Consider the following 24,736-nt stretch of genomic DNA (forward strand, 5'->3'; position numbering starts at 1 on the left):
TCCGCGGCATGGGCGGGCGGCGTCCGAGGTACCCGGTGACGAACACCCGATCCGGTGAGAACGGAGGACTTGCGTGTTCAGTGCCCTCGCAGACGTACTGCGCCAGATCGGCGGGACCGTCGCCACGGTGGTCACGCTGCCGTTCCGGGCGCTCGCCCGACTGTTCGGCGGGGCCTCGTCCACCGCGCGCGGGAGCCGGGCCTGAAATACGGCCCGCCGGCCCGGCGGCCCGCCGAGGTGCCGCCCTGATCCCCGGTTGTCGGTGTCACCTGCCACAATTGCCGCGCAACCTCAGTCGAGAAGGCGGTACGGGATCGTGACGACACCGGGATCCATCGGAGCAGGATCCATCGAAGGCAGGATCGCCGAGGAACTCGGCGTACGGGAGCGGCAGGTGAAGGCCGCGGTGGAACTGCTCGACGGCGGTTCGACGGTGCCCTTCATCGCCCGCTACCGCAAGGAAGCGACCGAGATGCTCGACGATGCGCAGCTGCGCACGATCGAGGAGCGGCTGCGGTATCTGCGGGAGCTGGAGGAGCGGCGTACGGCGATCCTGGAGTCGGTGCGCGAGCAGGGCAAGCTGACCGAGGAGCTGGAGTCCCGCATCCGCGGCGCCGAGACCAAGGCGCGGCTGGAGGACATCTACCTCCCGTACAAGCCCAAGCGCCGCACCAAGGCGCAGATCGCGCGCGAGGCGGGCCTGGAGCCGCTGGCGGAGGGCCTGCTGGGTGACCCGACGGTGGAGCCGCTCGCGGCCGCCGCCGCGTTCGTGGACGCCGACAAGGGCGTCGCCGACCCGCAGGCCGCGCTGGAGGGCGCGCGGGCGATCCTCACCGAGCGGTTCTCGGAGGACGCCGACCTGATCGGCGAGCTGCGCGAGCGCATGTGGGTGCGCGGGCGGCTGGCCGCGAAGGTGCGCGAGGGCAAGGAGGAGGCGGGCGCGAAGTTCGCCGACTACTTCGACTTCGCCGAGCCGTTCACCGAGCTGCCCTCGCACCGGATCCTGGCGATGCTGCGCGGCGAGAAGGAGGAGGTCCTGGACCTCGTCCTGGAGCCGGAGGAGCCGGCCGAGTCCCCATCGGTTCCGTCGTCGTACGAGGGCATCGTCGCGAACCGGTTCGGGATCGCCGACCGGGGCCGCCCCGCCGACAAGTGGCTGACGGACACCGTCCGCTGGGCCTGGCGCACCCGCATCCTGGTCCACCTCGGCATCGATCTGCGGCTGCGGCTGCGGACGGCCGCCGAGGACGAGGCGGTGAACGTCTTCGCGGCGAACCTGCGCGACCTGCTGCTGGCCGCCCCGGCCGGCACCCGCTCGACGCTGGGCCTGGACCCCGGTTTCCGTACGGGCGTGAAGGTCGCCGTGGTCGACGCGACCGGCAAGGTCGTCGCCACGGACGTGATCTATCCGCACGTCCCGGCCAACAAGTGGGACGAGGCGATCGCCAAGCTCGCGAGGCTCGCCGAGGAGCACGCGGTCGAGCTGGTCGCGATCGGCAACGGCACGGCCTCCCGCGAGACCGACAAGCTCGCCGCCGAACTGATCTCCAGGCACCCGGAGTTGAAGCTCACCAAGGTGATGGTGTCCGAGGCGGGCGCGTCGGTGTACTCGGCCTCGCAGTACGCCTCGCAGGAGCTGCCGGACATGGACGTGTCGCTGCGCGGCGCGGTCTCCATCGCCCGTCGGCTGCAGGACCCGCTGGCCGAGCTGGTGAAGATCGACCCGAAGTCGATCGGCGTCGGCCAGTACCAGCACGACCTGTCCGAGGTGAAGCTGTCCCGCTCGCTGGACGCGGTCGTGGAGGACTGTGTGAACGGCGTCGGTGTGGACGTCAACACCGCGTCCGTGCCGCTCCTGTCGCGGGTGTCGGGCATCTCCTCCGGTCTCGCCGAGAACATCGTGGCGCACCGGGACGCCAATGGCCCGTTCAAGTCCCGGTCCGAGCTGAAGAAGGTGGCGCGGCTCGGCCCGAAGGCGTACGAGCAGTGCGCGGGCTTCCTGCGCATCCGGGGCGGCGACGACCCGCTGGACGCCTCCAGCGTGCACCCCGAGGCCTACCCGGTGGTCCGCCGCATGGTGAAGACCACCGGCCAGGAGGTCGCCTCCCTGATCGGCAACACCGGTGTGCTGCGCTCGCTGAGGCCCGCCGACTTCGTGGACGACACGTTCGGTCTGCCGACCGTGACGGACATCCTGAAGGAGCTGGAGAAGCCGGGCCGCGACCCGCGTCCCGCGTTCAAGACGGCCACTTTCAAGGAGGGCGTGGAGAAGATCTCCGACCTGTCCGCCGGGATGATCCTGGAGGGCGTGGTGACGAACGTGGCCGCGTTCGGCGCGTTCGTGGACGTCGGCGTCCACCAGGACGGCCTGGTGCATGTCTCGGCGATGTCCAAGACGTTCGTCAAGGACCCGCGCGATGTCGCCAAGCCGGGTGACATCGTCAAGGTGAAGGTCCTCGACGTGGACATCCCGCGCAAGCGGATCGCGCTGACCCTGCGCCTGGACGACGAGGCCGCGCCGCAGGGACAGGGCGGCGCCCGGCAGCAGCGCGGGGGCGGCGCCCGGCCGCCCCAGCAGCGGCAGGGCGGCGGCCAGGGCCGGCGCGAGGCTCGTGGCGGCGACCGGGGTGGCGACCGGGGCGGCCGCCAGGCCCCGCCGCCCGCGAACAGCGCCATGGCCGACGCACTGCGCCGCGCGGGCCTGCTCGACCCGAAGAAGCGGTGACCCTGCGGGGCTTGGGCCGCATCCCCGCAGGCTCCGCCCCGGGGACAGGTCTTCCCACCCGCGCATCCGTCACGGCCGGCTGAAAGGGCACCCTCCTCACGGAGGGTGCCTTCGTCCAGGGCGTCCCGCACGCGCCCTCGCCGGGCGACGTCAGGCGGGGGCGTCTCCCGGCCGGCCGGTCAGGAGGCGCTCCAGGTCCCGCAGGTCCTTGCCGATGGACGAGCGGACCTTTCTGGCCATGACGGGGGCGGCGAGCCGGTAGAGGGGGCCGGCGTCGCCCCGGACCCGGATGCGGGCCAGGGTGCCCTGCGGGTGCGCGTCGAAGGAGTAGGTGACGTGCATCGGCATGGGCCCCGCCACGGACACCATGTCGAGCAGCCGTGGCGGGTCGTACGCGGCGACGCGCAGGACGTAGTCGATACGCCTGCCGAGGAAGTGGGCGGTGCGGGTGACCTCGGCGCCGACGCCGAAGCCGCCCGTGGGCGCCTGTCCGGTCAGTTCCGCCGTACGGATGCCCTGGGTCCACTCCGGGTCGTGGCGCCAGTCCATGGCGTACGCCGCCACCCGCTCGGGCGGCAGCCCGATGACCCGCTCCGCCGTCTCGTCGATCGTCATGCCCGGCCTGCCTTCCTGCAGGTCTGCGCCCTCTGGCCGCCCACCCGGGGCGCGGGGCGCTAGCGCTCCGTGACCTTCCCGTCCGCCACCTCCAGCCGCCGGGTCACCCGGACCGCGTCCAGCATGCGCCGGTCGTGGGTGACCAGGAGCAGAGTGCCGTCGTAGGCGTCGAGGGCGGACTCCAGCTGTTCGATGGCGGGCAGGTCGAGATGGTTCGTGGGCTCGTCCAGGACGAGGAGGTTCACTCCCCGGCCCTGGAGCAACGCCAGGGCGGCGCGGGTACGCTCGCCCGGCGAGAGGGTCCCGGCCGGGCGCAGCACATGGTCGGACTTCAGGCCGAACTTGGCGAGCAGGGTGCGGACCTCCACCGGCTCGGTGTCGGGGACGGCCGCGCAGAAGGCGTCCAGCAGGGTCTCGGTGCCGTGGAAGAGCTTGCGGGCCTGGTCGACCTCGCCCACCAGGACGCCCGAGCCGAGCGCCGCATGCCCGGAGTCGAGCGGGACACGGCCGAGCAGCGCGCCGAGCAGGGTGGACTTGCCGGCACCGTTGGCCCCGGTGACCGCGACCCGGTCCGCCCAGTCGATCTGCAGGGACACCGGCCCGAAGGTGAAGTCGCCGCGCCGGACCTCGGCGTCCCGCAGGGTCGCCACGACCGCTCCGGAGCGCGGGGCGGACGCGATCTCCATGCGCAGTTCCCACTCCTTGCGCGGCTCCTCGACCGCGTCCAGGCGCTCGATCATCCGCTGGGTCTGCCGCGCCTTGGCCGCCTGCTTCTCGCTCGCCTCGCTGCGGAACTTGCGGCCGATCTTGTCGTTGTCGTTGCCGGCCTTGCGCCGGGCGTTCTTCACGCCCTTGTCCATCCAGGCCCGCTGCATCTGCGCACGGTCCTGGAGGGCGGCCCTCTTGTCGGCGTACTCCTCGTAGTCCTCGCGCGCGTGCCGGCGGGCGACCTCGCGCTCCTCCAGATAGGCCGCGTAGCCGCCGCCGTAGAGGTTGATCTGCTGCTGGGCCAGGTCGAGTTCGAGAACCTTGGTGACCGTGCGGGTGAGGAACTCGCGGTCGTGGCTGACGACGACCGTGCCGGCGCGCAGGCCGGTGACGAAGCGCTCCAGGCGCTCCAGGCCGTCGAGGTCGAGGTCGTTGGTGGGCTCGTCCAGGAGGAAGACGTCGTAGCGGGACAGCAGGAGCGAGGCGAGCCCGGCGCGGGCCGCCTGGCCGCCGGACAGTGCGGTCATCGGCTGGTCCAGGTCGACGGCGAGACCGAGCGAGTCGGCGACTTCCTCCGCGCGCTCCTCCAGGTCGGCGCCGCCGAGGCCGAGCCAGCGCTCCAGCGCGGCCGCGTAGGCGTCGTCGGCACCGGGTGACCCGTCCACGAGCGCCTGAGTGGCCTCGTCCATGACGCGCTGGGCCTCGGCGACTCCCGTACGACGGGCGAGGAACTCCCGGACGGTCTCGCCCGGCCTGCGCTCCGGCTCCTGCGGCAGATGACCGACGGTCGCGGTCGGCGGGGACAGCCGCAGCTCACCCTGTTCGGGCGGGGTGAGTCCGGCGAGCAGCTTCAGCAGGGTGGACTTGCCCGCGCCGTTGGCACCGACGAGACCGATCACGTCGCCGGGCGCGACGACGAGGTCCAGCCCGGAGAAGAGGGAACGGTCACCGTGCCCGGCGGCGAGGTTCTTGGCGACGAGGGTGGCAGTCATCAGGACGCCGATCCTAATGGGCCGGACACCCACACCTCAGCCCTGTTTCCCGGTGGGCCCGCCTGCCCCTCAGCCCCGCGCCCCTCCGCCGACCGGTGCCGTGAGCACGCCTCCCGTCGTGCGGGCGACGACGTACGCCTCCCCCTTGACCGCCTTCGGGTCCAGCGCGACGCGGTGCCGGCCGGGCTCCAGGACGCCGTCGAACACCTCGCGGGTGTGGGTGCGGTAGAGCCGGTCGAGGCGGTAGGCGGTGATCCGTACACGACAGGCCGAGGTCACCTCGACGTCCGCGGCGCCGTCCGCGGCGGCCAGCCCCACGAGCCGGCGCTGCGGGAGCGGGCTGCGGTCGAGGGCGTGCTCGATCTGGGCGACCAGCAGCGGCACGATCGGGGCCAGGCCGTCCACGCGGGCGATGTCGATCCCGGCGCGCTCGAAGGCCTCCAGTACGGCGGCCCGGTCGGCCTTCCCGACCGCACGGCCGAAGGCGACCGCGCCGTAACCGCGCAGTTCCTCGGCGGGGACGGCCCGGGCGTCCTGGGTGATGTCGGCGCCGATTCCGATGCGGCGCAGCGCGGCGGCCAGCTTGGCCAGGACCGCGACCCGGGCGCCGATCAGCAGCACCCGTCGACGGGGCGCGCAGGAGCCCGCCATCAGCTCGCCGAGTGCGGCGCGGTACTCGGCGCCCCGGAAGCGGAACGGCCCTATGCCGTGGTAGCCGTTCAGCTCCAGGTCGGCGTGCTCGTTCGTCTGCCAGGCGAAGTCCCGCCAGACGTAGTCCTCGCCGTCGCGCTCGATGACGGCGGTGACCGCCCCGCAGGCCAGATCCGCGCAGTCGGGGCAGCCGTAGATGACGAACCGGCCGTCCGGGAGCGGCGGTTCGGCCTCCAGGAGCAGGGCGCGCACCTGCTCGGTGAAGATGGCGGGCGGTATGTCCGAGGCGAGCGGGGAGACCGCGTCGAGGTCGGACAGCCGGAACAGCAGCGGGCGGCCGTCCACGACGAAGTCCACGAAGTCGCGGTGGACCTGGTAGCCGCCGTCGGCGAGCACACCGCCGGCGCGGATCGCCGGTGCCAGGCCGAAGGTCGCGTATGCGGCAGACATGCTGTGAGTATCCCCACACCGGCACGGATGTGAGCGCAGCATGACAGGGTCTTCCGGACAGGGCCTATCGTCCTGGCGTGAACAGCGAGCCGAGTGACGAAGTGATCGTGGTCGGGAGCGGGATCGCCGGGCTGACGACGGCCGTGGTCCTGGCGGAGTCCGGGCGCCGGGTACGGGTGTGGGCGCGGGAGCCCGCCGAGCGTACGACCTCGGCGGTCGCCGGCGGCCTGTGGTGGCCGTACCGCATCGAACCCGAGCCTCTGGTCGGCGCGTGGGCGCTCGCGTCCCTCGCCGTGTACGAGGAGCTGGCGGACCGGCGGGACGAAACAGGCGTACGCCTGGTCGACGGCGTACACCGGGGGATCCGGCTGGACGAACTGGGCGCCTGGGCGGGCCGGGTGCCGGGACTGCGGGCGGTGGCCGACGGTCTCGCGGCGCGGCTGCCGGTGATCGACATGCCGGTGCATCTGGCATGGCTGCGGGAGCGGCTGGCGAAGGCCGGAGGCGTGGTCGAGGCGCGCGAGGTGACCGACCTCGCCGCGGTGCCCGCGCGGGTCGTGGTCAACTGCACGGGTATGGGCGCGCGTTCGCTGGTGCCGGATCCCGCGGTGCGTCCGGTGCGCGGGCAGTTGGCGGTCGTGGAGAACCCGGGGATCACGACCTGGTTCACCTCCGTCGACCACTCCTCCGCCGCGTCCACGTACGTCATCCCGCAGCCGGGCGGGCTGCTGCTCGGCGGTACGGCGGAGGAGGACGACTGGTCCCTCGCCCCGGACCCGGCCACCGCCGCGGCGATCGTGGCCCGGTGCGCGGCGGTCCGCCCGGAGATCGCGCAGGCGCGCGTACTGGACCACCGGGTGGGGCTGCGGCCGGCCCGGGACGCGGTACGACTGGAACGGCAGCCGCTGCCCGACGGACGCCTGCTGGTGCACAACTACGGGCACGGCGGCGCCGGGATCACGGTGGCGTGGGGGTGTGCGCGGGAGGCGGCCGGGCTGGCGTTCCCGGCCGCCTGACGGGGCACCCGCGCGGCGGTCGGGCCGGCGGGTGCTTGCCCGCGCCTGCGGGGTGCCGGTGCCTGGCAGCCGATGGCGCTGCGGCTCAGGTCAAGTTCGCCGGAACGTGCTGCGCGGCGTGCGGTGCTCGGACGCCGGTCAGCCGTGCCGGGGCAGGGGCCATGGCCGGCGTACCGCTGGTGGCCCGGGCGAACGCCGGCGCCCCGCCGACCAGCGGGAGCGCAGCCGTCGTACCCGACAGGGACACCGTGAGGGCCGGCTTGGTGGACGGCGGGTCGATGAGGTCCTTGTCCGTGCCCGCGATGATCAGGGCCAGCCGGTGCCCCTCGGGAACGACGTGGTCGGTGGCCGCGAGACGAAGAGTCATCGTGTAAGCCCTGCCCGGGGTGAGCGGGACGCCCTTGCCGAGCGAGGCGTAGTGGCCGAGGTCGGCCCAGCCGCGGCTGAACACCGTGTAGTCGACCTTGGCCGTCTTGGCCGCCGTCTCCTTGAAGCAGGCGCTGTCCCCGGTCGTGCTCTCGCCCCAGCAGGTGCGGTTGCTGAGCGTGGTGATGCCTTCCGCGGCGTCCGCGTAGTCGCGGATGGTGTCCGGACCGAGATCGACCAGGACGGCCGACAGGTGGGCCGAGGTGGTCGAAGGTGTCGCGGTCACCGTCACCGTGGTCGAACCGGACAGGCGCAGGTCGCGGGTGAACGGCGCGGTGAGGAAGCCGGTCTTCTCCGGGGTGGGCGTGGTCAGGTGGGCCGCCCAGTCGGTCTCGCTCAGCTTCGGGTCGTCGGTGAAGGTCTCGGTGCCGGTGGCCGGGTGCAGGCCGAGCGTGCCGACGCCCGCCTGGGTGCCGGGAGCCGGGTGGAGAACGGTGGTGCGGGTGGTCTGCGGGGGCCAGACGCGGGAGGTGACCCACTGGTCGGGGTGGCGTTCGAGATCGGCCATCGGCTCGCGGTCGATGCCGTTGTCGTAGCCGAGGAGTTCGTGGTCGAACCAGCGGTGCAGGGTGTCGACCCAGGCGCCGCGCCGGTAGTCGAAAGGGTCGACATGGCCGGTCTGGGACAGCCAGATCTTGCGGTGCACACCGTGCTTCGCCAGCGCGTCCCACCACTGGCCGAAGTGCTTGGTGCGGACGTTGAGGTCCTGCATGCCGTGCACCAGGAACACGCTGGCACGCACCTTGGCCGCGTCCTTGACGTAGTCCCGCTCGGTCCACAGCGACGTCCAGTCGCCGCTGCGCGGGCTGCCGTCGGCGAGTTCCTTCTGTACGGCGGCGCAGTGGGCGTGCGCCGTGTCGCTCTCGACGTAACCGGCCAGTTGGTCGGGGCCGCCGTCGTACAGCGGGGCGCCCTGCGCGAAGTAGTAGTCGTACCAGGAGGAGATGGCGCTGATCGGGACGATGGTTTTCAGCCCCTTGACGCCGGTGGCGGCGACGCCGTTGGCGATCGTCCCGTCCCAGCTCTTGCCGATCATGCCGGTCCGGCCGTTGGTCCAGGTGGCTGTGACGGTCTTCGTCCCGGTCCGGCTCGTGTATGCCTTGGCGCGGCCGTTCAGCCAGTCGACGACGGCCTTCGCGGACTGGATGTCGGAGCGGCCGCCGACGTCGACGCAGCCGTCGGAGCGGTTGGTGCCGGCGAGGTCGACGCCGACGAAGGCGTAGCCGCGGGGAACGAAGTAGTTGTCGTAGAAGAGCGGCATCTGGACCACGTGGCCCTGTGCGTCGTACGTCTTGACCTGGCTCTCGTTGCCGCGTCCGCAGCAGGAGTAGTAGGGGCTGGCGTCCATGATGACGGGCACCTTGCGGCCCTGGCGGGCGGGTTCGGCTGGCCGGACGATGTCGGCGGCGACCCGGTCGGTCCTGCCGTCGCCGTCTTCGTCGAGCCCCGTGTCCACCCATACGGACTCGCGGACGGCGTGGGCGTAGGAGTAGACGGGCCGGCTCTCGCGCGGGGCCCGGCTCGCGCCGGTGGCGGCCTGTGCGGCGGACGGGGTGAGGAAGGCGGCCGTCAGGATGGCGGCGACCGCGGTCGCGAGCGCTCTCCAGATCGTGAAGCGCGTGCGGATGAGGGTGCGTATCGGCATGCGCGGACGGTACTCCGGTGAACTCCCGCTACAGAAGGGGACTTTACGGCACTGTGCGGGTACGCGACGGCCGAATGGCGATCGTGTGACAGCGGGGGCCATGGACAGGTCAGGGGCCACAGGGACTGAATAGGCTCCGGGCAGCTGTCCCCGAAGGACCTTCCGAACGGACGTGAAGTCCCGACGACTTGGAGCTGACGTGCACCGCACAATCATCGCGCCGGGCGCACTCGCGGCGGCCTCCCTCCTGCTGGCGATCCCGGCATCGGCCGCGAGCTTCTCCCCCGGCGCGCCGGGCATCGGCGACCCCTACTACCCCGACTACGGCAACGGCGGCTACGACGTCTCGCACTACGACCTGAGGCTGCAGTACCAGCCGAAGACGGACGCGTTGCAGGGCACGGCGACGATCCTGGCGCGGACCACCCAGGACCTGTCCAGCTTCGACCTGGACTTCCTGCTGGACGTGAGCGAGGTGCGGGTCAACGGCGCCAAGGCCGCGTTCACCACCTCCGGGCAGCACGAGCTGGTGATCACGCCGGGGACGCCGCTGGCCAAGGGCACGCCGATCACGGTGGTGGTCCGCTACAGCGGGGTGCCGTCGACGAAGAGCGCCTATGGCTTCAACACCTGGCACCGCACACCCGACGGCGCGGTCGCGGCCGACGAGCCCGAGGCGGCCTGGTGGTGGTTCCCGAGCAACGACCACCCGAGTGACAAGGCCACCTACGACGTGTCGGTGGCCGTGCCGGACGGCACCCAGGCCATCTCCAACGGCACGCTGCAGTCGACCGGTTCGAAGCTGGGCTGGACCCGCTACAACTGGCGGCAGAACAAGCCGCAGGCGACCTATCTGGCCACCCTCGCCATAGGGAAGTTCGACATCACGACCAGCACCTCCGCCGGCGGGGTGCCGGTCGTCAACGCCTACAGCAAGGACCTCGGCGACAACGACGGGGCCGCCCGGTCGAGCGTGGAGCGCACCGGGGAGATCGTCGACTGGCTCAGCGGCTACTTCGGGCCGTATCCGTTCAGCTCGGCGGGCGGGTACGTGCCCAACACCACCACCGGGTACGCGCTGGAGACCCAGACCCGCGTCTACTACAGCCCGAAGCAGTTCGCGAACGGCTCCAACACCTCGGTGGTGGTGCACGAGCTGGCCCACCAGTGGTACGGCGACGACGTGTCGCTGAAGGGCTGGAAGGACATCTGGATCAACGAGGGCTTCGCCCGGTACGCGCAGTGGCTGTGGTCGGAGCACGAGGGCGAGGGGACCACGCAGGAGCTCGCCGACTACGTGTACGCCTCCCATCCGGCCGACGACGCGTTCTGGACGGTCAAGCCGGGTGACCCGGGCCCGGACCACCAGTTCGACATCGCCGTCTACGACCGCGGAGCGCTCGCGATCCAGACACTGCGCAACGAGATCGGCGACGACGCGTTCTTCCGCATCCTGAAGGGCTGGCCGCAGGAGCACGCGTACGGCAACGCCTCGGTGGCCGACTTCCAGAAGTACGCCGAGCAGGTGTCTGGCAAGCCCCTCGCGGCACTGTTCGACACCTGGCTGTTCCAGCCGTCGAAGCCGGCCGCGCCCGCCGCACGCGCCGCGTCCCTGGTGCAGGCGGACACGGCGGTGGCCCGGCCGAAGTCGTGGCAGAAGATCGAGGCGACGAACGACATCCACGCCGCGCACGGACACTGACCCGGGGACCGGTCAGGGTCTCGGCTCCGCCGCCCGTTCGAGCAGTTCGTCCCGGTCTATCGACTCCGCTCGGGAGGCCGGGACGGTGCAGGCGTAGGCGCCCGCCACCGCGCCGTAGCGGGCGCAGGTCTCGGGCGGTTCGCCGGCGAGGCGGCCGTAGAGGAAGGCGGCGGCGAAGGCGTCGCCCGCGCCGTTGGAGTCCACCACCGGCGCGGGCGGCAATGCCGCGGGCACGCGGGTCAGCTCGCCGTCGGCCAGCAGATACGCGCCCTCGGCTCCGGCGGTGACGACGACCACCTCGGCACGCCCCCGCTCGGTGATGCGCCGCATGGTGCGCTCGGGGTCGGTCAGGGCGGCGGCCGACAGGAAGACGATGTCCGCCGCGTACGCGAAGGGCTCGTGGTACGGGTTCTCCCCGTCCCAGTCGTGCAGATCCGTGGACAGGGGTACGCCGGTCGCGGTCAGCACGGGCAGGGTCTCGGCGCAGGGCTGGGTGATGGTCACGTGCACATGCCGGCTCGCTCCGGCCAGCATGCGCAGCAGCTCCGGCGGGAAGCGGTCGCCGGGGCGGGCCCGGCTGGTGTCGTACAGGGACAGGCGGCGGCCGTCCGGGCCGACGAGGTTGACCGCCCGTTTGGTGCCGGCGGGCTGCGGGAGCGTGGTCAGTCCGATGCCGTGCTCGCGGTGCAGGGCACGCACGAGGTCGCCCTCGGGGTCGGCGCCGAGCAGGTCGAGGTGGTGGGTGCGCAGGCCGAGTGCGGCAAGGCCCAGGGCGACGAAGTCGCCGGTCTGTCCGGCGCGGGTGCGGATCCCGGAGTCGATCATGTAGCTGTCGGCGTACGGGAGGGGCAGTTCGGGGACGTGGATGATCGTGTCGACGCCGGCTCCGCCCAGCACCAGGACGTCCGTCGCAGGGGTGCGCGAGCTCGGCTGGTCGCGCGGTTCCCCGATCGCCTTGGCACCCTTGACCGACGCCACGGTGGCGTCACCCCGGACATGCATGATCTCCGACATGACGCCACCTTAGGCGATGCCACTGACAGTGGCGCCGAGCTGCTAATCCGTGGAGCGCGACAGCTCCGTGAGCTCCTGGTCGGTGTTCTTCGAGACCCGGCGGCGCACGCCGAACCAGCCGGCGACCAGCATGACGGCGATGACCGGAATCAGCAGGATGGTCTTCCGGCCGACCTCGGGATCGTTCCACATCATGCCGAGGCAGATCAGCAGGAACGCGATCGTGGCGATCTCGGTGACCGGGCTGAACTTCAGCTGGAAGTGCGGCCGGGTCGCGAGGCCCGCGCGGGCCCGGCGGACGAAGATCATGTGGCAGAGCATGATGATCACCCAGGTGCTGATGATGCCGAGGGAGGCGACGTTCAGCACGATCTCGAAGGCCTGGCTGGGCATCAGGTAGTTCAGGCCGACGCCGAGCACACAGACCGCGCAGGTCAGCAGGATGCCGCCGTAGGGGACCTGGCTGCGGTTCATGCGGGCGGTGAACTTCGGCGCGGAGCCCGCCATGGCCATGGAGCGCAGGATGCGGCCGGTGGAGTACAGACCGGAGTTCAGCGAGGACATGGCCGCGGTCAGGACGACCAGGTTCATCACGTCACCGGCCGCAGGGACGCCGATCTTCGACAGGACCGTGACGAACGGGCTCTCGTCGGCGGAGTACACCGAGCCGGGCAGCAGCAGGGCGAGCAGCACGACCGAGCCGACGTAGAACAGGCCCACACGCCACATGATCGAGTTCACCGCGCGCGGGACGACCTTCTCCGGCTCGGCGGTCTCGCCGGCGGCGACACCGACCAGCTCCAGCGCGGCGTAGGCGAAGATCACGCCCTGCATGACCAGGACGACCGGCATCGCGCCGTGCGGGAAGAGCCCGCCATGGTCGGTGATGACGCTCAGGCCGGGGGTGTGGCCGCCGACCTTGTGCTGGGTGGCGAGCAGGAAAATGCTGATCAGCATGAAGCCGACGATGGTCGCGACCTTGATGATCGCGAACCAGAACTCCATCTCGCCGAAGATCTTCACCGAGATCAGGTTCACGGCCAGGACCACCGCGAGGGCGATCAGGGCAAGCACCCACTGGGGAATGCTGGTGAACATGCTCCAGTAGTGCGTGTAGAGCGCGATCGCGGTGATGTCGGCGATGCCGGTGGTCGACCAGTTCAGGAAGTACATCCAGCCGGCGACATAGGCGCCCTTCTCGCCGAGGAACTCACGCGCGTAGGACACGAAGGACCCGGAGGACGGGCGGTACAGGACCAGTTCGCCGAGGGCCCGGACCACGAAGAAGGCGAAGACGCCGCAGACCAGGTAGGCCAGGGCGAGTGCCGGTCCCGCGTTGTGCAGGCGGCCGCCGGCGCCCAGGAGGAGTCCTGTGCCGATGGCGCCACCGATAGCGATCATGTTGACGTGGCGGGCCTTGAGGTCCTTGCTGTAACCGGCGTCGCCCGCGTCCGCGGGCGTCCGGTCCGCCTGAGCCGCCTTGATGCGGGCGGGGGCCTGTGCCGATTCCACGGCGTCCTTGCTCACGGGTGGTTCACTTCCTGGTGCGCCCAGGCCTCGTGGGCCCGGGGGACGTGCAGGGCTTGGTCCACACCACCCCGGTGTCGAGTCGCGGCACAGACCAAGCCAGCAGCTTCCCAGAAAGAATCACCTCTACGCGGTGGCCCATGTCACACAGCGTTACTTCTCACACGATCAACGCAGGGTCCACATGTCGTTCACCTCGGGTTTCACACCATTGGTGAGACAGCGATACTGCTGCACATGACGACTCATGCCGACGGCACGCCCCTCACCATCGACGAGCTGGCCGCCCGGGCGGGCGTCACCGTGCGCACCGTGCGGTTCTACGGCAGCAAGGGTCTGCTGCCGCCCCCGATGATCGGGCCCCGCCGGGTGGGGCACTACGGGCCCGACCATCTGGCGCGGCTGGCCCTGATCGAGGAGTTGCAGCAGCAGGGGATGACCCTGTCGGCGATCGAGCGGTACCTCGGGCAGCTGCCCGCCGACCTCTCCCCGCAGGACCTCGCCATCCACCGTGCCGTGGTCGCGTCCTGGGCGCCGGACGCGGTCGACACGGTGTCGCGGGAGGAGCTGGAGCGGCGGGCCGGCCGGCCGCTCGCCGCCGAGGACGTGGAGCGGCTGGCGGCGATGAACGTCGTCATGGCAGCGGAGGGCGCGGAGGGCGACACCTTCCGGGTCGACTCCGGGTTGCTCCGGCTCGGGGTGCAGCTGCTCGACGTACCGCTGTCGCAGGAGGTGATCCTCGCGGCGCGCAAGGTGCTCATCGAGCACTCCCGCGCGGCCGCTCACGCGTTGTCACAACTGCTGCGAGGCGCGGTGACGGAGCGGGACACCAAGGAAGTGCGCTCCCTGTCCGCCCACATGCACCCGCTGGTGGTGCAGGCCCTGCTGACCACGTTCCAGCGCTCCTTGAACCAGGAACTGCGGGAGTGGCTCGACTGAGCGGCACCGGTTGCGGGGTGCGGCAGGAACTGTGGGTCCGGTCGGCCGATGCCGGGCCCCCGGTCGCGGTGGCGGAGTCGGCGAGGGCGCGGAGCAGGAGGTCGTCGTCACCGGTGCGCCAGGCGAGGGCCCAGCGGAAGGGCGGGGCGTCGCGGACGGGGAGGTAGACCAGGCCGGGCCAGGGGTAGAAGCGGGCGGTCTCGGCGGGGCAGGCGATGACGGCCTGGCCAACGAGGTCGGTCCGCGTGGCATCACCGTCGACGCCGGCGGCGGCATCTATCTCGGTCCCAAGCAGGACGGCTGACAGGCGAAACCGCCAAGGCGGCACCTTCGGTCGAAGGGGAGGGTGCCGCCTTGTCGGGACCGGGTCAGTGGCCGTCGGTGAAGGGCTCCCCGCGCTCCGCCTTCTCGACGAGCAGCGCGGGCGGGGTGAAGCGCTCGCCGTAGGTCTCGGCGAGTTCCCGCGCGCGGGCCACGAAGCCGGGCAGGCCGCCTTCGTAGCCGTTGATGTACTGCAGGACGCCGCCGGTCCAGCCGGGGAAGCCGATGCCGAGGATCGAGCCGATGTTGGCGTCGGCGACCGAGGTCAGGACGCCCTCCTCCAAGAGGCGTACGGTGTCGAGCGCCTCGGAGAAGAGCATCCTCTCCTGCATGTCCCGGAACGGGATCTCGTACCCGGGCCGGGTGAAGTGCTCGCGCAGGCCCGGCCAGAGTCCGGCTCGCTTGCCGTCCTCGGTGTAGTCGTAGAACCCGGCGCCACCGCTGCGGCCGGGGCGGCCGAACTCGTCGACCATGCGGTCGATGACGGCTTCGGCCGGGTGCGCGGTCCAGGTGCCGCCCGCCTCCTCCACGGCCCGCTTCGTCTCGCCCCGGATCTTGCGCGGGAGGGTGAGGGTCAGCTCGTCCATCAGGGAGAGGACCTTGGCCGGGTAGCCGGCCTGGGCGGCGGCCTGCTCCACGGAGGCGGGCTCGATGCCCTCGCCGACCATGGCGACGCCCTCGTTGATGAAGTGGCCGATCACTCGGGAGGTGAAGAAGCCGCGCGAGTCGTTGACGACGATCGGCGTCTTGTTGATCTGCCGGACCAGGTCGAAGGCGCGGGCCAGGGCCTCGTCACCGGTGCGCTCACCCTTGATGATCTCCACCAGCGGCATCTTGTCGACGGGCGAGAAGAAGTGCAGCCCGATGAAGTCGGCCTGGCGCTCCACGCCCTCGGCGAGGGTGGTGATGGGCAGGGTGGAGGTGTTGGAGCACAGCAGCGCGTCGGGCGCGACGACGGACTCGATCTCCTGGAACACCTTGTGCTTGAGCGCGGTGTCCTCGAAGACGGCCTCGATCACCGCGTCGCAGCCCGCGAGATCGGCCACCTCGGCGGTGGGCGTGATCCGGGCCAGCAGCGCGTCGGCCTTCTCCTGGCTGGTACGGCCCTTGGCGACGGCCTTGGCGCACAGCTTCTCGGAGTAGCCCTTGCCCTTGGTCGCCGCCTCCAGGGAGACGTCCTTCAGGACGACGTCGATGCCGGCGCGGGCGCAGGAGTAGGCGATGCCGGCGCCCATCATGCCGGCGCCGAGGACGGCGACCTTGCGCACCTTGCCGGGCTCGATGCCCTTCGGCCGGTTGGCGCCGGAGTTGACGGCCTGGAGGTCGAAGAAGAACGCCTGGATCATGTTCTTGGCGGTCTGCCCGGTCACCAGCTCGGTGAAGTAGCGGGTCTCGATGGTGATCGCGGTCTCGAAGTCGACCTGGGAGCCCTCGACGGCCGCGGCCATGATGTTGCGCGGGGCCGGGTAGGGGGCGCCGTTCGTCTGCTTGCGCAGACTGGCCGGGAACGCGGGCAGGTTGGCGGCGAACTTCGGGTTCGCTGGGGTGCCGCCCGGGATCCTGTAGCCGGGGACGTCCCAGGGCTGGTGCGACTCGGGGTGGGCGTCGATGAAGGCGCGGGCCTTGGCGAGCATCTCCTCGGGAGTCTCGGCCACCTCGTGGACCAGGCCGTTGTCCAGGGCGCGGCGGGGGTTGTACTGGGTGCCCTGGAGCAGCACCTTCAGCAGCGCGTCCGTGATGCCCATCAGGCGCACGGTGCGGGTGACGCCGCCGCCCGCCGGCAGCAGGCCGAGCGTGACCTCGGGCAGGCCGATCTTGGAGCCGGGGGCGTCCAGGGCGATGCGGTGGTGGGAGGCGAGCGCGATCTCGTAGCCGCCGCCGAGGGCCGCGCCGTTGATGGCGGCGACGACCGGCTTGCCGAGGGTCTCGATGCGGCGCAGCGCGTTCTTGATCTCGGTGGCGGTGTCGAAGACCTGCTGGGCGTCCTCGGGACCGGCCTTGATCATGTCCTTGAGGTCGCCGCCGGCGAAGAAGGTCTTCTTGGCGGAGGTGTAGATGATGCCGCGGATGGAGTCCTTCTCGGCCTCGGCGCGCGCGGCGATCGCCGTGATGGAGGCGCGGAACGCCTGGTTCATGGTGTTCGCGGACTGGTTGGGGTCGTCCAGGACGAGGGTGACGACACCGGTGTCGTCCTGCTCCCAGCGGATGGTGGTGCTCTCGGTCATGACAGTCGTCTCCGTTGAAGTCTGGTGATCCGCGGGGAGTTCAGATGCGCTCGACGATGGTGGCGATGCCCATGCCGCCGCCGACGCACAGGGTGGCGAGGCCGTGGCGCTTGTCCTGGCGCTCCAGCTCGTCGATGAGCGAGCCGAGGATCATCGCGCCGGTCGCGCCGAGCGGGTGGCCGAGGGCGATGGCGCCGCCGTTGACGTTGACCTTGTCCAGCGACAGACCCATGTCCTTGACGAAGCGCAGGACCACCGCGGCGAACGCCTCGTTGATCTCGACCAGGTCGATGTCGTCGATGGTGAGCCCGGCCTTGGCGAGGGCCTTGCGGGTGGCGGGGGCGGGCCCGGTGAGCATGATGGTCGGCTCGGAGCCGGAGACGGCGGCGGAGATGATCCGCGCGCGCGGGGTGAGACCGTAGCGCTCGCCGACCTCCTTGGAGCCGATCGCGACGAGCGAGGCGCCGTCCACGATGCCGGAGGAGTTGCCCGCGTGGTGGACGTGGTCGATCTTCTCCACCCAGTGGTACTTCTGCAGCGCGACGGCGTCGAAGCCGCCGAGTTCGCCGATGTCCGCGAAGGACGGCTTGAGCTTCGCGAGCGAGTCGGCGGTGGTGCCGGGGCGCAGATGCTCGTCGTGGTCGAGGACGACCAGGCCGCTGCGGTCCTTGACGGGGACGACCGAGCGGTCGAAGCGGCCCTCCTTCCAGGCCGTGGCGGCGCGCTCCTGGGACAGGGCCGCGTACTCGTCGACGTCCCGGCGGGAGAAGCCCTCGATGGTGGCGATCAGGTCGGCGCCGATGCCCTGCGGCACGAAGTTGACGGCGAGGTTGGTCATCGGGTCGTTGAACCAGGCGCCGCCGTCGGAGGCCATCGGCACCCGGGACATCGACTCCACGCCGCCCGCGAGGACCAGGTCCTCCCAACCGGAACGCACCTTGGCGGCGGCCAGGTTGACGGCCTCCAGGCCGGAGGCACAGAAGCGGTTCTCCTGGACGCCGGCGACCGTGTCGGGCAGTCCGGCGGCGATCGCGGCGATCCGGGCGATGTCGGAGCCCTGGTCGCCGACCGGTCCGACGACACCGAGCACGATGTCGTCGACTGCGGCCGGGTCGAGGCCGGGGAAGCGGTCGCGGATCTCGTGGATGAGGCCGACGACCAGGTCGATGGGCTTCGTGCCGTGCAGGGCGCCGTTCGCCTTGCCGCGGCCGCGCGGGGTGCGGATCGCGTCGTACACGTACGCTTCGGTGCTCACTGGTGTGCCTTTCGGGAGGGTGGGCGGAGCGGGCTGGGCCGGGTCAGTCGGCGTCGGTGACCGGGTCGTCGTTCACGGGTGCGGGTATCCCCCAGTCCCGCGCCACCGCCTCCGTGTCGGCGCCCGGCAGGGCGGGGCCTGTGCGGACGGACGTGGGGGTCGCGGAGAAGCGGGGGGCGGGGGCCGGCTGGGTGATGCCGGCGTGGTCGGTGAAGGTGCCGCGGGCGGCCAGGTGCGGGTGGTGCGGGGCCTCGCGCAGGGACAGCACGGGCGCCACACAGGCGTCCGTTCCCTCGAAGAGCGCCGTCCACTCGTCCCGGGTGCGGGACTTGAAGCGGGCGGCGACGCGCTCGCGCAGCTCGTCCCAGCGGCTCCAGTCCTTGTGGGCCGGTGCCAGGTCGTCCAGGCCGAGCAGCCGCAGGAACTCCGCGTAGAACTGCCCCTCCAGGGCGCCGACCGCCATGTACTTGCCGTCGGCGGTCTCGTAGGTGCCGTAGTAGGGGCAGCCGCCGTCGAGGAGGTTGGCGGCGCGCCGGTCCTGCCAGCCGCCGGCCGCGAGCATGCCGTGGATCATCGCGGAGAGGTGGGCCGCGCCGTCCACGATGGCGGCGTCGACGACCTGTCCGGTGCCGGTCACGCGCGCGTGGTGCAGGGCGGCGAGGACGCCGACGACCAGGTAGAGGGAGCCGCCCGCGTAGTCGCCGAGCAGGTTGGCCGGAAAGACCGGGGGCTCGTCCGGGCGGCCGGTCATGCCGAGGGTGCCGGTCAGCGCGATGTAGGCCACGTCGTGGCCCGCGCGGTCGGCGAGCGGGCCGTCCTGCCCCCAGCCGGTCATGCGGCCGTAGACCAGGCGGGGGTTGCGGGCGTGGCACTCCCCGGGGCCGACGCCGAGGCGCTCGGCGACGCCGGGGCGGTAGCCCTCGATGAAGATGTCGGCCCGCTCGGCGAGGTCCAGGACGCGCCCGGGGCCGTCCGGGGCCTTCAGGTCGACCACGACCGAGCGCTTGTTGCGGTTGGTGACGTCGTACCCGGGATCGATGCCGAGGCCGGGACCGCCCGGCCGGTCCACCCGAACCACGTCCGCGCCGAGGTCCGCGAGGAGCATGGCGGCGAACGGGCCCGGCCCGATGCCGGCCAGCTCGACCACGCGCACGCCGGAGAGCGGCCCGCCGCCCGGCGTCCCTGCCGTCGTCATGCAGCCCCCAAGCGTGTGTGACACAACTGATGTAACACCGGTGATGCTAGGAACGCGTTCCACCGGACACAAGACCCAACGAGCAAGCGCTTAGTCAAGTGCCCGCCTCCACGCGGATCACCCGGGAGGGTGAGAGGCGGCTGCGCCGACGGCCTCGCGCCGGAGCCCGACGGTGGGGCTCTGTGGGTGACCGCCGTCGTCCACAGCGAGGAACCCGCGCACTTTCTCCCGCTTCGTCAGGGCATTCCTGGCTGTGGCCACCGCTGCCTCCGGGCTGGTCGTCGACACTCGCACTCCTCACGCTAGCCTCGGCCACCGACAGCGGCGCGAGCTGCGGGACCAAGGGGTGTCATGAGCAGGCTGAACAGGACGGATCGTCCCTACGACCTCGTGCTCTTCGGAGCCACCGGCTTCGTCGGCTCCCTCACGGCGGAGTATCTCGCCGCGCACGCGCCCGAGGGCCTGCGCTGGGCGGTGGCCGGCCGCGACGAACGCAAGCTGCGGCGGCTGCGTGAGCGCCTGCCCGGCGGGGCGGACGTCGGTGTCCTGCGGGCGGATGTGACCGAACCGGCGACCCTGCGCGCCCTCGCCGAGCACGCGCGCGTGGTCGCCACGACCGTCGGGCCGTACGTGCTCTACGGCGAGGAGCTGGTTGCCGCCTGCGCGGACACCGGGACCGACTATCTGGACCTGACGGGCGAGCCGGAGTTCGTGGACCTGATGTACGTCCGGCACGACACACGCGCGCGGGAGACGGGCGCGCGCCTGGTGCACGCGTGCGGCTTCGACTCCGTACCCCACGACCTCGGCGTGTACTTCACGGTCCGGCAGCTGCCGGAGGGTGTGCCGCTGACCGTGGACGGATACGTGACCGCCGACGCTGCCTTCTCCGGCGGCACCCTGGCCTCGGCGCTGAACCAGTTCGCCCGTGGCCGGCAGCTGCTGGCCGCGGCGCGGGAACGGGGCCGGCACGAGCCGCGGCTGATGGGCCGCCGGGTCGCGGCGCCGACGGGCGCGCCGCGGTTCGCCAAGGAGGTCGGCGCGTGGGCACTGCCGCTGCCGACCGTCGACCCCCAGATCGTGCGCCGCTCGGCGAAGGCGCTCGACCGGTACGGCCCCGACTTCCGCTATAGGCACTACGCGGCGGTACGGCACCTGCCGGTCGCCCTCGGCGGGGTCGCCGCCGTCGGCGCGGTCCTGGCGGCCGCCCAACTGCCGCCCGCGCGGCGCTGGCTGTCGGGCCGGCTGCAGCCGGGAGACGGGCCGAGCGCGGAGAAGCGGGCGCGGAGCCGGTTCGCGGTGCGCTTCGTCGGCGAGGGCGGCGGGCGGCGCGTGTTCACGGAGGTCTCGGGCGGCGACCCCGGCTACGACGAGACGGCGAAGATGTTCGCCGAAGCGGCCCTCAGCCTGGCCTTCGACAACCTCCCGGCGACGGCCGGGCAGGTCACCACGGCGCAGGCGATGGGTGACGCCCTGACCGAGCGGCTGCGCGCCGCGGGGATCACCTTCCGGGTCGCGGCCACGGGCCCGGGCGCCTCCTCCGCCGTTTGAGACTTTCGCCGCAGACACCCCCGGCCGCCTGCGGCCACCGCCGCGAAAGTCTCACAGAGGTCTTCGATGAAACGATGGAGGCCCGGGACGCGGAGCCGAAGGAGGCGTCAGAGGCATGAAGTTCGTGCTCGAAGTGACCGTGGACGAGGCTGCGTCGGCGCAGGACCGCGCCGGTGAGCTGGGGCGCATCCTGCGCTACTGGGGCGGGAACCTCCACCATTACGCCCTCGAACCGGGAGACGGCTCGGCCGTCCACGACTCGGCGTATCAGGAGGTCGGCGCCTGGCGCGTCGTCGCCTCCTGAGCGCCGCCTCCGGCGCCCTGCGCCGCCTCCCGCAGCGCGCGGCGGCACAGGGCGTCGGCCCGGCGCGTGGTCTCCGGCAGCCGGTAGCGCGGGGTCAGGGCCAGCGTGTGGGCCACGGCGTTGTCCAGGCTCACCCGGTGGCCGACGGAGACGAAGACCGGTTTGACGCCGTCCCGGGTGCGCAGGGCGCGCCCGACCTCCTCGTCCCCCGCGAGCAGCGGAGCGGAGGCGCCGCGCGCCTGCCCCGGGTCGTCGTAGGTGAAGGTGAACGGGTTCTTGGCGACGCCGATGACCGGCAGGCCGGTGAGCACGCCGAGGTGGCTCGCGAGGCCGAAGCGGCGCGGATGGGCCAGGCCGTAGCCGTCGCACACGACCAGGCCGGGCGGGCACGGCAGCCGGTCCAGGACGGCCCGGACGGTCGGGATCTCGCGGAAGGCGAGAAGACCCGGCACATACGGGAAGGAGACGCGGCCGACGGCCGTCGCCTCGGCCACCACGTCCAGGGTGGCGGCGTCCAGCACGACGGCCGCCGCGGCGACGAGGTCGAGTTCGTCCTCGTAGGCGACGTCGACCCCGGTCAGCCGGCCCGTGCCCGGCTCGGGACCGCGCTCGTCGAGCACCACGCGCCCACGCAGCTCGTCCTGCACCGCGCGGGCCTCTTCCTCGGTCGCGGGCCAGCCCGCGGGTACGCCAACGGTCGTCATAGTGACCTGAACTGTACGGTCCGCGGCCGGTTGTCGGAGCCAGGGGGTACGCTCGCGATCATGTTCGTGCTGGAGCTGACCTACACCGCACCTCTCGACGCCGTCGACGCACTGCTGCCGGACCACGTGGCGTGGCTCGAGGAGCAGTACGACAAGGGCTTCTTCCTGGCCTCCGGGCGCCAGAACCCCCGGGACGGCGGGGTGATCCTCGCCGTCGCCGAGGACCGCGCCCGGATCGAGGAGATCGTGGCGGGCGACCCGTTCGCCGCCGGCGGCGTGTGCACGTATCGCATCATCGAGTTCGTCGCCACGAAGACGGCTCCGGAGCTGGCCCGCCACCGGCAGACGCCGGACTGACTGCCGCTGCTCATCCCTTCTTGGCGTTCAGCGCGCGCTGCAGCTGGTCCTTGTTCATGTTCGAACGGCCTTCGATGCCGCGCTGCTTGGCCTCGTTGTACAGCTGGTCGCGAGTCGGGCCCTGCGAGCCGACCCGGTTGCCCGACCGCTGGCCGCCACGCCTGCTGGACGACATGTCCTGCGTCGAGCTGCGGCTCGCGGTCTTGGACTCGCCGGAGCGGGCGCGTTCCTTGTTGACCGTCCGCGAGGCGATCTCCTTGGCGCGCTTGGTGCTCTCGCCCCGGTCCTGCGCGCTCTTCTTGATGTGCTCGTACTGACGCTCGCGCCTGGAGCTGGAACCGGCGGGCATGATGGCTCCCTTCGTCTCGGTTCCCGTGCTACCCGAGTACCCGGTTCCGGCCGCTCCCCTCAGCGTTCCAGCCGCGCGACCCTGCCCTGCTCACCGGCCGCCCAGCAGCTGAGGTCGGGCGTGCAGTCCAGGGTGTCGTACGAGCCGGTGTCGATCGTGCGCCAGGTGCGGCCGGCGTCGGTGGTGAGGTCGGTGCCAGTGGGGCCGACGGCGAGCGCGGCGGTGCGGCTGTGCGGCAGCCAGGCGGCCCCGGAACGGTAGGCGGGCGGGGGCGTGGCGGCCGGGGTCCAGGTGCGCCCGCCGTCGTCGGTGACCGCGGCGGCCTGCGGCGAGGCCTGGTCGGGGCGGTAGTCACCGCCGACGGCGAGACCGTGGTCGCGGTCGCGGAAGGCGAGCGCGAAGACGCCCTTGGCGGGGTCGCCGGCCGGGACCGGCGTGTCGGCGGCCGTCCAGGTCAGTCCGCGGTCGGCGGAGTGCAGCACGCGCGCGTGGGCGCCGCCGCCGGTGGCCAGCCAGACGTCCTTCGGGCCTGAGGTGACCAGGCACTGGCCGCTCGCGGCGAAGCCCGCCTCACCGTCCAGGGCGGGCGGCATGCCCGTCGAGGGCAGCATCCGCCAGGAGCGGCCGCCGTCGCTCGTGGACAGGATGCGGAACCTGCCGTCCACGGGGTCGCTCATCGCGAGGCCGTGCCGGCGGTCGAAGAACGCCAGGCAGTCGTAGAACGCCTTCGGGTCGCTGTTGCGGAAGGACTCCGTCCAGGTCGCCCCGCCGTCGTCGGTGCGGTACACGCGGGAGGCCTCGCCCTCGCCGATGGCCAGCACCACGGCGCGCCGCGCGTCGAACGCCTCGACGTCCCGGAACTGCAGATCGGCCGCGCCCGGCGGAGAGACGTTCCGCCAGCTCGCTCCGCCGTCGGTGGTGCGCAGCACCGTGCCGCCGGTACCGGCCAGCCAGGCGGTGTGCCGGTCGACGGCCGCGAGGCCCCGGAAGCGGACCTGCGGGGTGCCCGGGTCCTTCGGCGCCCAGTGCGGGCTCCCCTGCCCGAGGGGTCCTGCCTCGGCGGCGGGCACGGTCAGCGCGGCCAGCGCCGCCCCGCACGCCACCCCCGCCGCCACCAGCCTGCTCCTGCGTCCTCTGCGTCGCGTGCTCCCCAAGCGCCTCATGGCGGGCGAAGCTAGCCCACCGTCCGGGCCCCGTCCAGAGGCCAACTGCCCTCCACCGCAAGCGGAGACGAGACGCCCGCGCCGTGCATGAACGCGGTGACCGAGGTCACTCGTGATTCCTGTGCACGGATCGGCCGGATCCGTCGTCTCTTCCGATGCCGGGTGTCGCACACCCGGGCGTAGTCCAGCCGTCACGAGGGAGCCAGGCGTTGTCCACCGTCATCGAGCAGCCCGTAGAGGCCCGTCTCGTCGCCGCAGCACCGCGCATGCCGAGCATTCCCGCCACGCTGCGCTACGACCGACGCGATCCGTTCGCCGTCGTCATGGCCTTCCCGGCCCCGGCCACCCTCGAAGGGGTCGAGGTGTGCTGGACCTTCTCCCGTGACCTGCTCACGACCGGGCTGCAGCAGCCCGAGGGCCACGGGGACGTCCGGGTGCGGCCGTACGGCTACGACCGCACCGTGCTGGAGTTCCACGCTCCCGAGGGCACCGCGATCGTGCACGTGCGCTCGGGTGAGATCCGGCGCTTCCTGGAGGCCACCAACGAGCTCGTCCCCGTCGGCCTCGAACACCTCCAGCTCAACCTGGACCACGACCTGGCCGAACTGATGCGGGACGCCTGCTGAGCGCTCCACGCGCGTGCCCCCGGCGTTGGGTAGCACGAGCGGCTCGCCGGGCAGTTAATTGCGTTGACAGCCTCCAGGCCCCCTCCTACGGTTTACACCGGTCCTGTTGCCGTCGATTGGAGAAGGACGTTGCTCGTCTGAGGTCCTGAGGCATCGCGTCGCACCGGTTGAGGTGTGTGCGCGGCGTACGACCTCGGCGTCCGAGCCGTCCTCGGGCACAGGCCCTCTTTTCGTGGCCTCTTCGTGCCCCACGACCTTTCGGTTCCCGCCTCGCGG

At 71.9% G+C, this 24,736-nt stretch carries 22 protein-coding genes; 10 read left to right on the forward strand and 12 right to left on the reverse strand.

What is annotated here, in order from left to right; all coding sequences use genetic code 11:
• Positions 1-73 precede the first annotated feature (73 nt).
• Entirely contained in the window at positions 74-205 is a 132-nt protein-coding gene (locus ACFYOH_RS19120) for an LPFR motif small protein (RefSeq protein ID WP_388626945.1), read from the forward strand.
• 111 nt (positions 206-316) lie between these two features.
• Positions 317-2,725 carry a Tex family protein gene (locus ACFYOH_RS19125; RefSeq protein ID WP_388626947.1) on the forward strand — a complete coding sequence of 803 codons (2,409 nt, stop codon included), beginning with the start codon at positions 317-319 and terminating at the stop codon, positions 2,723-2,725.
• A gap of 150 nt (positions 2,726-2,875) precedes the next feature.
• Here ACFYOH_RS19125 and ACFYOH_RS19130 read toward each other — a convergent pair whose 3' ends face one another.
• From ACFYOH_RS19130 to ACFYOH_RS19140, 3 genes are all read right to left on the reverse strand, one after another.
• Positions 2,876-3,340, reverse strand: a complete 465-nt coding sequence (locus ACFYOH_RS19130; protein ID WP_388626949.1) for an SRPBCC family protein — start codon at positions 3,338-3,340, stop codon at positions 2,876-2,878.
• Between the two features lie 59 nt (positions 3,341-3,399).
• The gene (locus ACFYOH_RS19135; RefSeq protein WP_388626951.1) at positions 3,400-5,040 is read right to left on the reverse strand and encodes an ABC-F family ATP-binding cassette domain-containing protein; all 1,641 of its coding nucleotides are present in this window, start codon (positions 5,038-5,040) and stop codon (positions 3,400-3,402) included.
• A gap of 69 nt (positions 5,041-5,109) precedes the next feature.
• Positions 5,110-6,141: an oxidoreductase gene (locus tag ACFYOH_RS19140; RefSeq protein WP_388626953.1), complete on the reverse strand. Its 1,032-nt coding sequence runs from the start codon at positions 6,139-6,141 to the stop codon at positions 5,110-5,112.
• 101 nt (positions 6,142-6,242) lie between these two features.
• Here ACFYOH_RS19140 and ACFYOH_RS19145 point away from each other — a divergent pair, with 101 nt between their 5' ends.
• On the forward strand, positions 6,243-7,157 hold the full coding sequence (locus ACFYOH_RS19145) for an FAD-dependent oxidoreductase (protein WP_388627210.1): 915 nt from the start codon (positions 6,243-6,245) through the stop codon (positions 7,155-7,157).
• 85 nt (positions 7,158-7,242) lie between these two features.
• On the opposite strand, the gene ACFYOH_RS19150 is transcribed toward ACFYOH_RS19145, so the two are convergent.
• A complete protein-coding gene (locus ACFYOH_RS19150; protein WP_388626955.1) occupies positions 7,243-9,228 on the reverse strand; it encodes a Xaa-Pro dipeptidyl-peptidase in 1,986 nt (661 codons plus the stop codon).
• A gap of 199 nt (positions 9,229-9,427) precedes the next feature.
• Between ACFYOH_RS19150 and ACFYOH_RS19155 the strand changes: the two genes are divergently transcribed.
• Positions 9,428-10,930 (forward strand): M1 family metallopeptidase, encoded by a 1,503-nt coding sequence (locus ACFYOH_RS19155; protein WP_388626957.1) that lies wholly within the window; start codon positions 9,428-9,430, stop codon positions 10,928-10,930.
• A gap of 12 nt (positions 10,931-10,942) precedes the next feature.
• Here ACFYOH_RS19155 and ACFYOH_RS19160 read toward each other — a convergent pair whose 3' ends face one another.
• Entirely contained in the window at positions 10,943-11,944 is a 1,002-nt protein-coding gene (locus ACFYOH_RS19160; protein WP_388626959.1) for an adenosine kinase, read from the reverse strand.
• Between the two features lie 42 nt (positions 11,945-11,986).
• Positions 11,987-13,471, reverse strand: a complete 1,485-nt coding sequence (locus tag ACFYOH_RS19165) for an amino acid permease (RefSeq protein WP_388626961.1) — start codon at positions 13,469-13,471, stop codon at positions 11,987-11,989.
• A gap of 237 nt (positions 13,472-13,708) precedes the next feature.
• Between ACFYOH_RS19165 and ACFYOH_RS19170 the strand changes: the two genes are divergently transcribed.
• Both ACFYOH_RS19170 and ACFYOH_RS19175 read left to right on the forward strand, forming a co-directional pair.
• A complete protein-coding gene (locus tag ACFYOH_RS19170) occupies positions 13,709-14,410 on the forward strand; it encodes a MerR family transcriptional regulator (RefSeq protein ID WP_388626963.1) in 702 nt (233 codons plus the stop codon).
• Between the two features lie 31 nt (positions 14,411-14,441).
• On the forward strand, positions 14,442-14,714 hold the full coding sequence (locus tag ACFYOH_RS19175; RefSeq protein WP_388626964.1) for a hypothetical protein: 273 nt from the start codon (positions 14,442-14,444) through the stop codon (positions 14,712-14,714).
• A 64-nt stretch (positions 14,715-14,778) separates the two neighbouring features.
• On the opposite strand, the gene ACFYOH_RS19180 is transcribed toward ACFYOH_RS19175, so the two are convergent.
• The 3 genes from ACFYOH_RS19180 to ACFYOH_RS19190 are packed head-to-tail and all read right to left on the reverse strand — an operon-like array spanning position 14,779 to position 19,406.
• Positions 14,779-16,956 carry a 3-hydroxyacyl-CoA dehydrogenase NAD-binding domain-containing protein gene (locus ACFYOH_RS19180; protein WP_388626966.1) on the reverse strand — a complete coding sequence of 726 codons (2,178 nt, stop codon included), beginning with the start codon at positions 16,954-16,956 and terminating at the stop codon, positions 14,779-14,781.
• 40 nt (positions 16,957-16,996) lie between these two features.
• Positions 16,997-18,211, reverse strand: a complete 1,215-nt coding sequence (locus tag ACFYOH_RS19185) for an acetyl-CoA C-acetyltransferase (RefSeq protein ID WP_388626968.1) — start codon at positions 18,209-18,211, stop codon at positions 16,997-16,999.
• A 43-nt stretch (positions 18,212-18,254) separates the two neighbouring features.
• Positions 18,255-19,406 carry a CaiB/BaiF CoA transferase family protein gene (locus tag ACFYOH_RS19190; RefSeq protein ID WP_388626970.1) on the reverse strand — a complete coding sequence of 384 codons (1,152 nt, stop codon included), beginning with the start codon at positions 19,404-19,406 and terminating at the stop codon, positions 18,255-18,257.
• A gap of 351 nt (positions 19,407-19,757) precedes the next feature.
• On the opposite strand from ACFYOH_RS19190, the gene ACFYOH_RS19195 reads away from it, so the two are divergent.
• Together ACFYOH_RS19195 and ACFYOH_RS19200 are read left to right on the forward strand one after the other, a co-directional pair.
• Positions 19,758-20,957, forward strand: a complete 1,200-nt coding sequence (locus ACFYOH_RS19195; protein ID WP_388626971.1) for a saccharopine dehydrogenase family protein — start codon at positions 19,758-19,760, stop codon at positions 20,955-20,957.
• A 115-nt stretch (positions 20,958-21,072) separates the two neighbouring features.
• Positions 21,073-21,261, forward strand: a complete 189-nt coding sequence (locus ACFYOH_RS19200; RefSeq protein WP_388626972.1) for a hypothetical protein — start codon at positions 21,073-21,075, stop codon at positions 21,259-21,261.
• Here ACFYOH_RS19200 and ACFYOH_RS19205 read toward each other — a convergent pair.
• Positions 21,225-21,965: an endonuclease V gene (locus ACFYOH_RS19205; protein WP_388626973.1), complete on the reverse strand. Its 741-nt coding sequence runs from the start codon at positions 21,963-21,965 to the stop codon at positions 21,225-21,227. The two genes, ACFYOH_RS19200 and ACFYOH_RS19205, sit on opposite strands and share 37 nt — an antisense overlap.
• Before the next feature lie 60 nt (positions 21,966-22,025).
• Here ACFYOH_RS19205 and ACFYOH_RS19210 point away from each other — a divergent pair, with 60 nt between their 5' ends.
• Complete coding sequence (locus ACFYOH_RS19210; protein ID WP_388626974.1) at positions 22,026-22,322, forward strand: YciI family protein; 297 nt, start codon at positions 22,026-22,028, stop codon at positions 22,320-22,322.
• A gap of 10 nt (positions 22,323-22,332) precedes the next feature.
• Here the strand turns inward: ACFYOH_RS19210 and ACFYOH_RS19215 are convergent, their stop codons facing one another.
• Positions 22,333-22,671, reverse strand: coding sequence for a plasmid stabilization protein (locus ACFYOH_RS19215; RefSeq protein ID WP_388626975.1), 339 nt, complete (start codon positions 22,669-22,671; stop codon positions 22,333-22,335).
• 59 nt (positions 22,672-22,730) lie between these two features.
• The gene (locus tag ACFYOH_RS19220; RefSeq protein ID WP_388626976.1) at positions 22,731-23,834 is read right to left on the reverse strand and encodes a WD40/YVTN/BNR-like repeat-containing protein; all 1,104 of its coding nucleotides are present in this window, start codon (positions 23,832-23,834) and stop codon (positions 22,731-22,733) included.
• Positions 23,835-24,043: 209 nt separating this feature from the next.
• Between ACFYOH_RS19220 and ACFYOH_RS19225 the strand changes: the two genes are divergently transcribed.
• The gene (locus ACFYOH_RS19225) at positions 24,044-24,460 is read left to right on the forward strand and encodes an SsgA family sporulation/cell division regulator (protein ID WP_388626977.1); all 417 of its coding nucleotides are present in this window, start codon (positions 24,044-24,046) and stop codon (positions 24,458-24,460) included.
• Positions 24,461-24,736 lie beyond the last annotated feature (276 nt).

It is taken from the genome of Streptomyces sp. NPDC007856 (genome assembly GCF_042868225.1).
Taxonomy (GTDB): Bacteria; Actinomycetota; Actinomycetes; order Streptomycetales; family Streptomycetaceae; genus Streptomyces.

Excerpts from the sequence above, each read along its gene's own strand:
- ACFYOH_RS19200 (WP_388626972.1), top strand. The coding sequence starts at position 21,073 with ATGAAGTTCGTGCTCGAAGTGACCGTGGACGAGGCTGCGTCGGCGCAG.
- ACFYOH_RS19150 (WP_388626955.1), bottom strand. The coding sequence starts at position 9,228 with ATGCCGATACGCACCCTCATCCGCACGCGCTTCACGATCTGGAGAGCG.
- ACFYOH_RS19205 (WP_388626973.1), bottom strand. The coding sequence starts at position 21,965 with ATGACGACCGTTGGCGTACCCGCGGGCTGGCCCGCGACCGAGGAAGAG.
- ACFYOH_RS19130 (WP_388626949.1), bottom strand. The coding sequence starts at position 3,340 with ATGACGATCGACGAGACGGCGGAGCGGGTCATCGGGCTGCCGCCCGAG.
- ACFYOH_RS19215 (WP_388626975.1), bottom strand. The coding sequence starts at position 22,671 with ATGCCCGCCGGTTCCAGCTCCAGGCGCGAGCGTCAGTACGAGCACATC.
- ACFYOH_RS19180 (WP_388626966.1), bottom strand. The coding sequence starts at position 16,956 with ATGACCGAGAGCACCACCATCCGCTGGGAGCAGGACGACACCGGTGTC.
- ACFYOH_RS19140 (WP_388626953.1), bottom strand. The coding sequence starts at position 6,141 with ATGTCTGCCGCATACGCGACCTTCGGCCTGGCACCGGCGATCCGCGCC.
- ACFYOH_RS19190 (WP_388626970.1), bottom strand. The coding sequence starts at position 19,406 with ATGACGACGGCAGGGACGCCGGGCGGCGGGCCGCTCTCCGGCGTGCGC.
- ACFYOH_RS19170 (WP_388626963.1), top strand. The coding sequence starts at position 13,709 with ATGACGACTCATGCCGACGGCACGCCCCTCACCATCGACGAGCTGGCC.
- ACFYOH_RS19195 (WP_388626971.1), top strand. The coding sequence starts at position 19,758 with ATGAGCAGGCTGAACAGGACGGATCGTCCCTACGACCTCGTGCTCTTC.
- ACFYOH_RS19160 (WP_388626959.1), bottom strand. The coding sequence starts at position 11,944 with ATGTCGGAGATCATGCATGTCCGGGGTGACGCCACCGTGGCGTCGGTC.
- ACFYOH_RS19220 (WP_388626976.1), bottom strand. The coding sequence starts at position 23,834 with ATGAGGCGCTTGGGGAGCACGCGACGCAGAGGACGCAGGAGCAGGCTG.
- ACFYOH_RS19135 (WP_388626951.1), bottom strand. The coding sequence starts at position 5,040 with ATGACTGCCACCCTCGTCGCCAAGAACCTCGCCGCCGGGCACGGTGAC.
- ACFYOH_RS19210 (WP_388626974.1), top strand. The coding sequence starts at position 22,026 with ATGTTCGTGCTGGAGCTGACCTACACCGCACCTCTCGACGCCGTCGAC.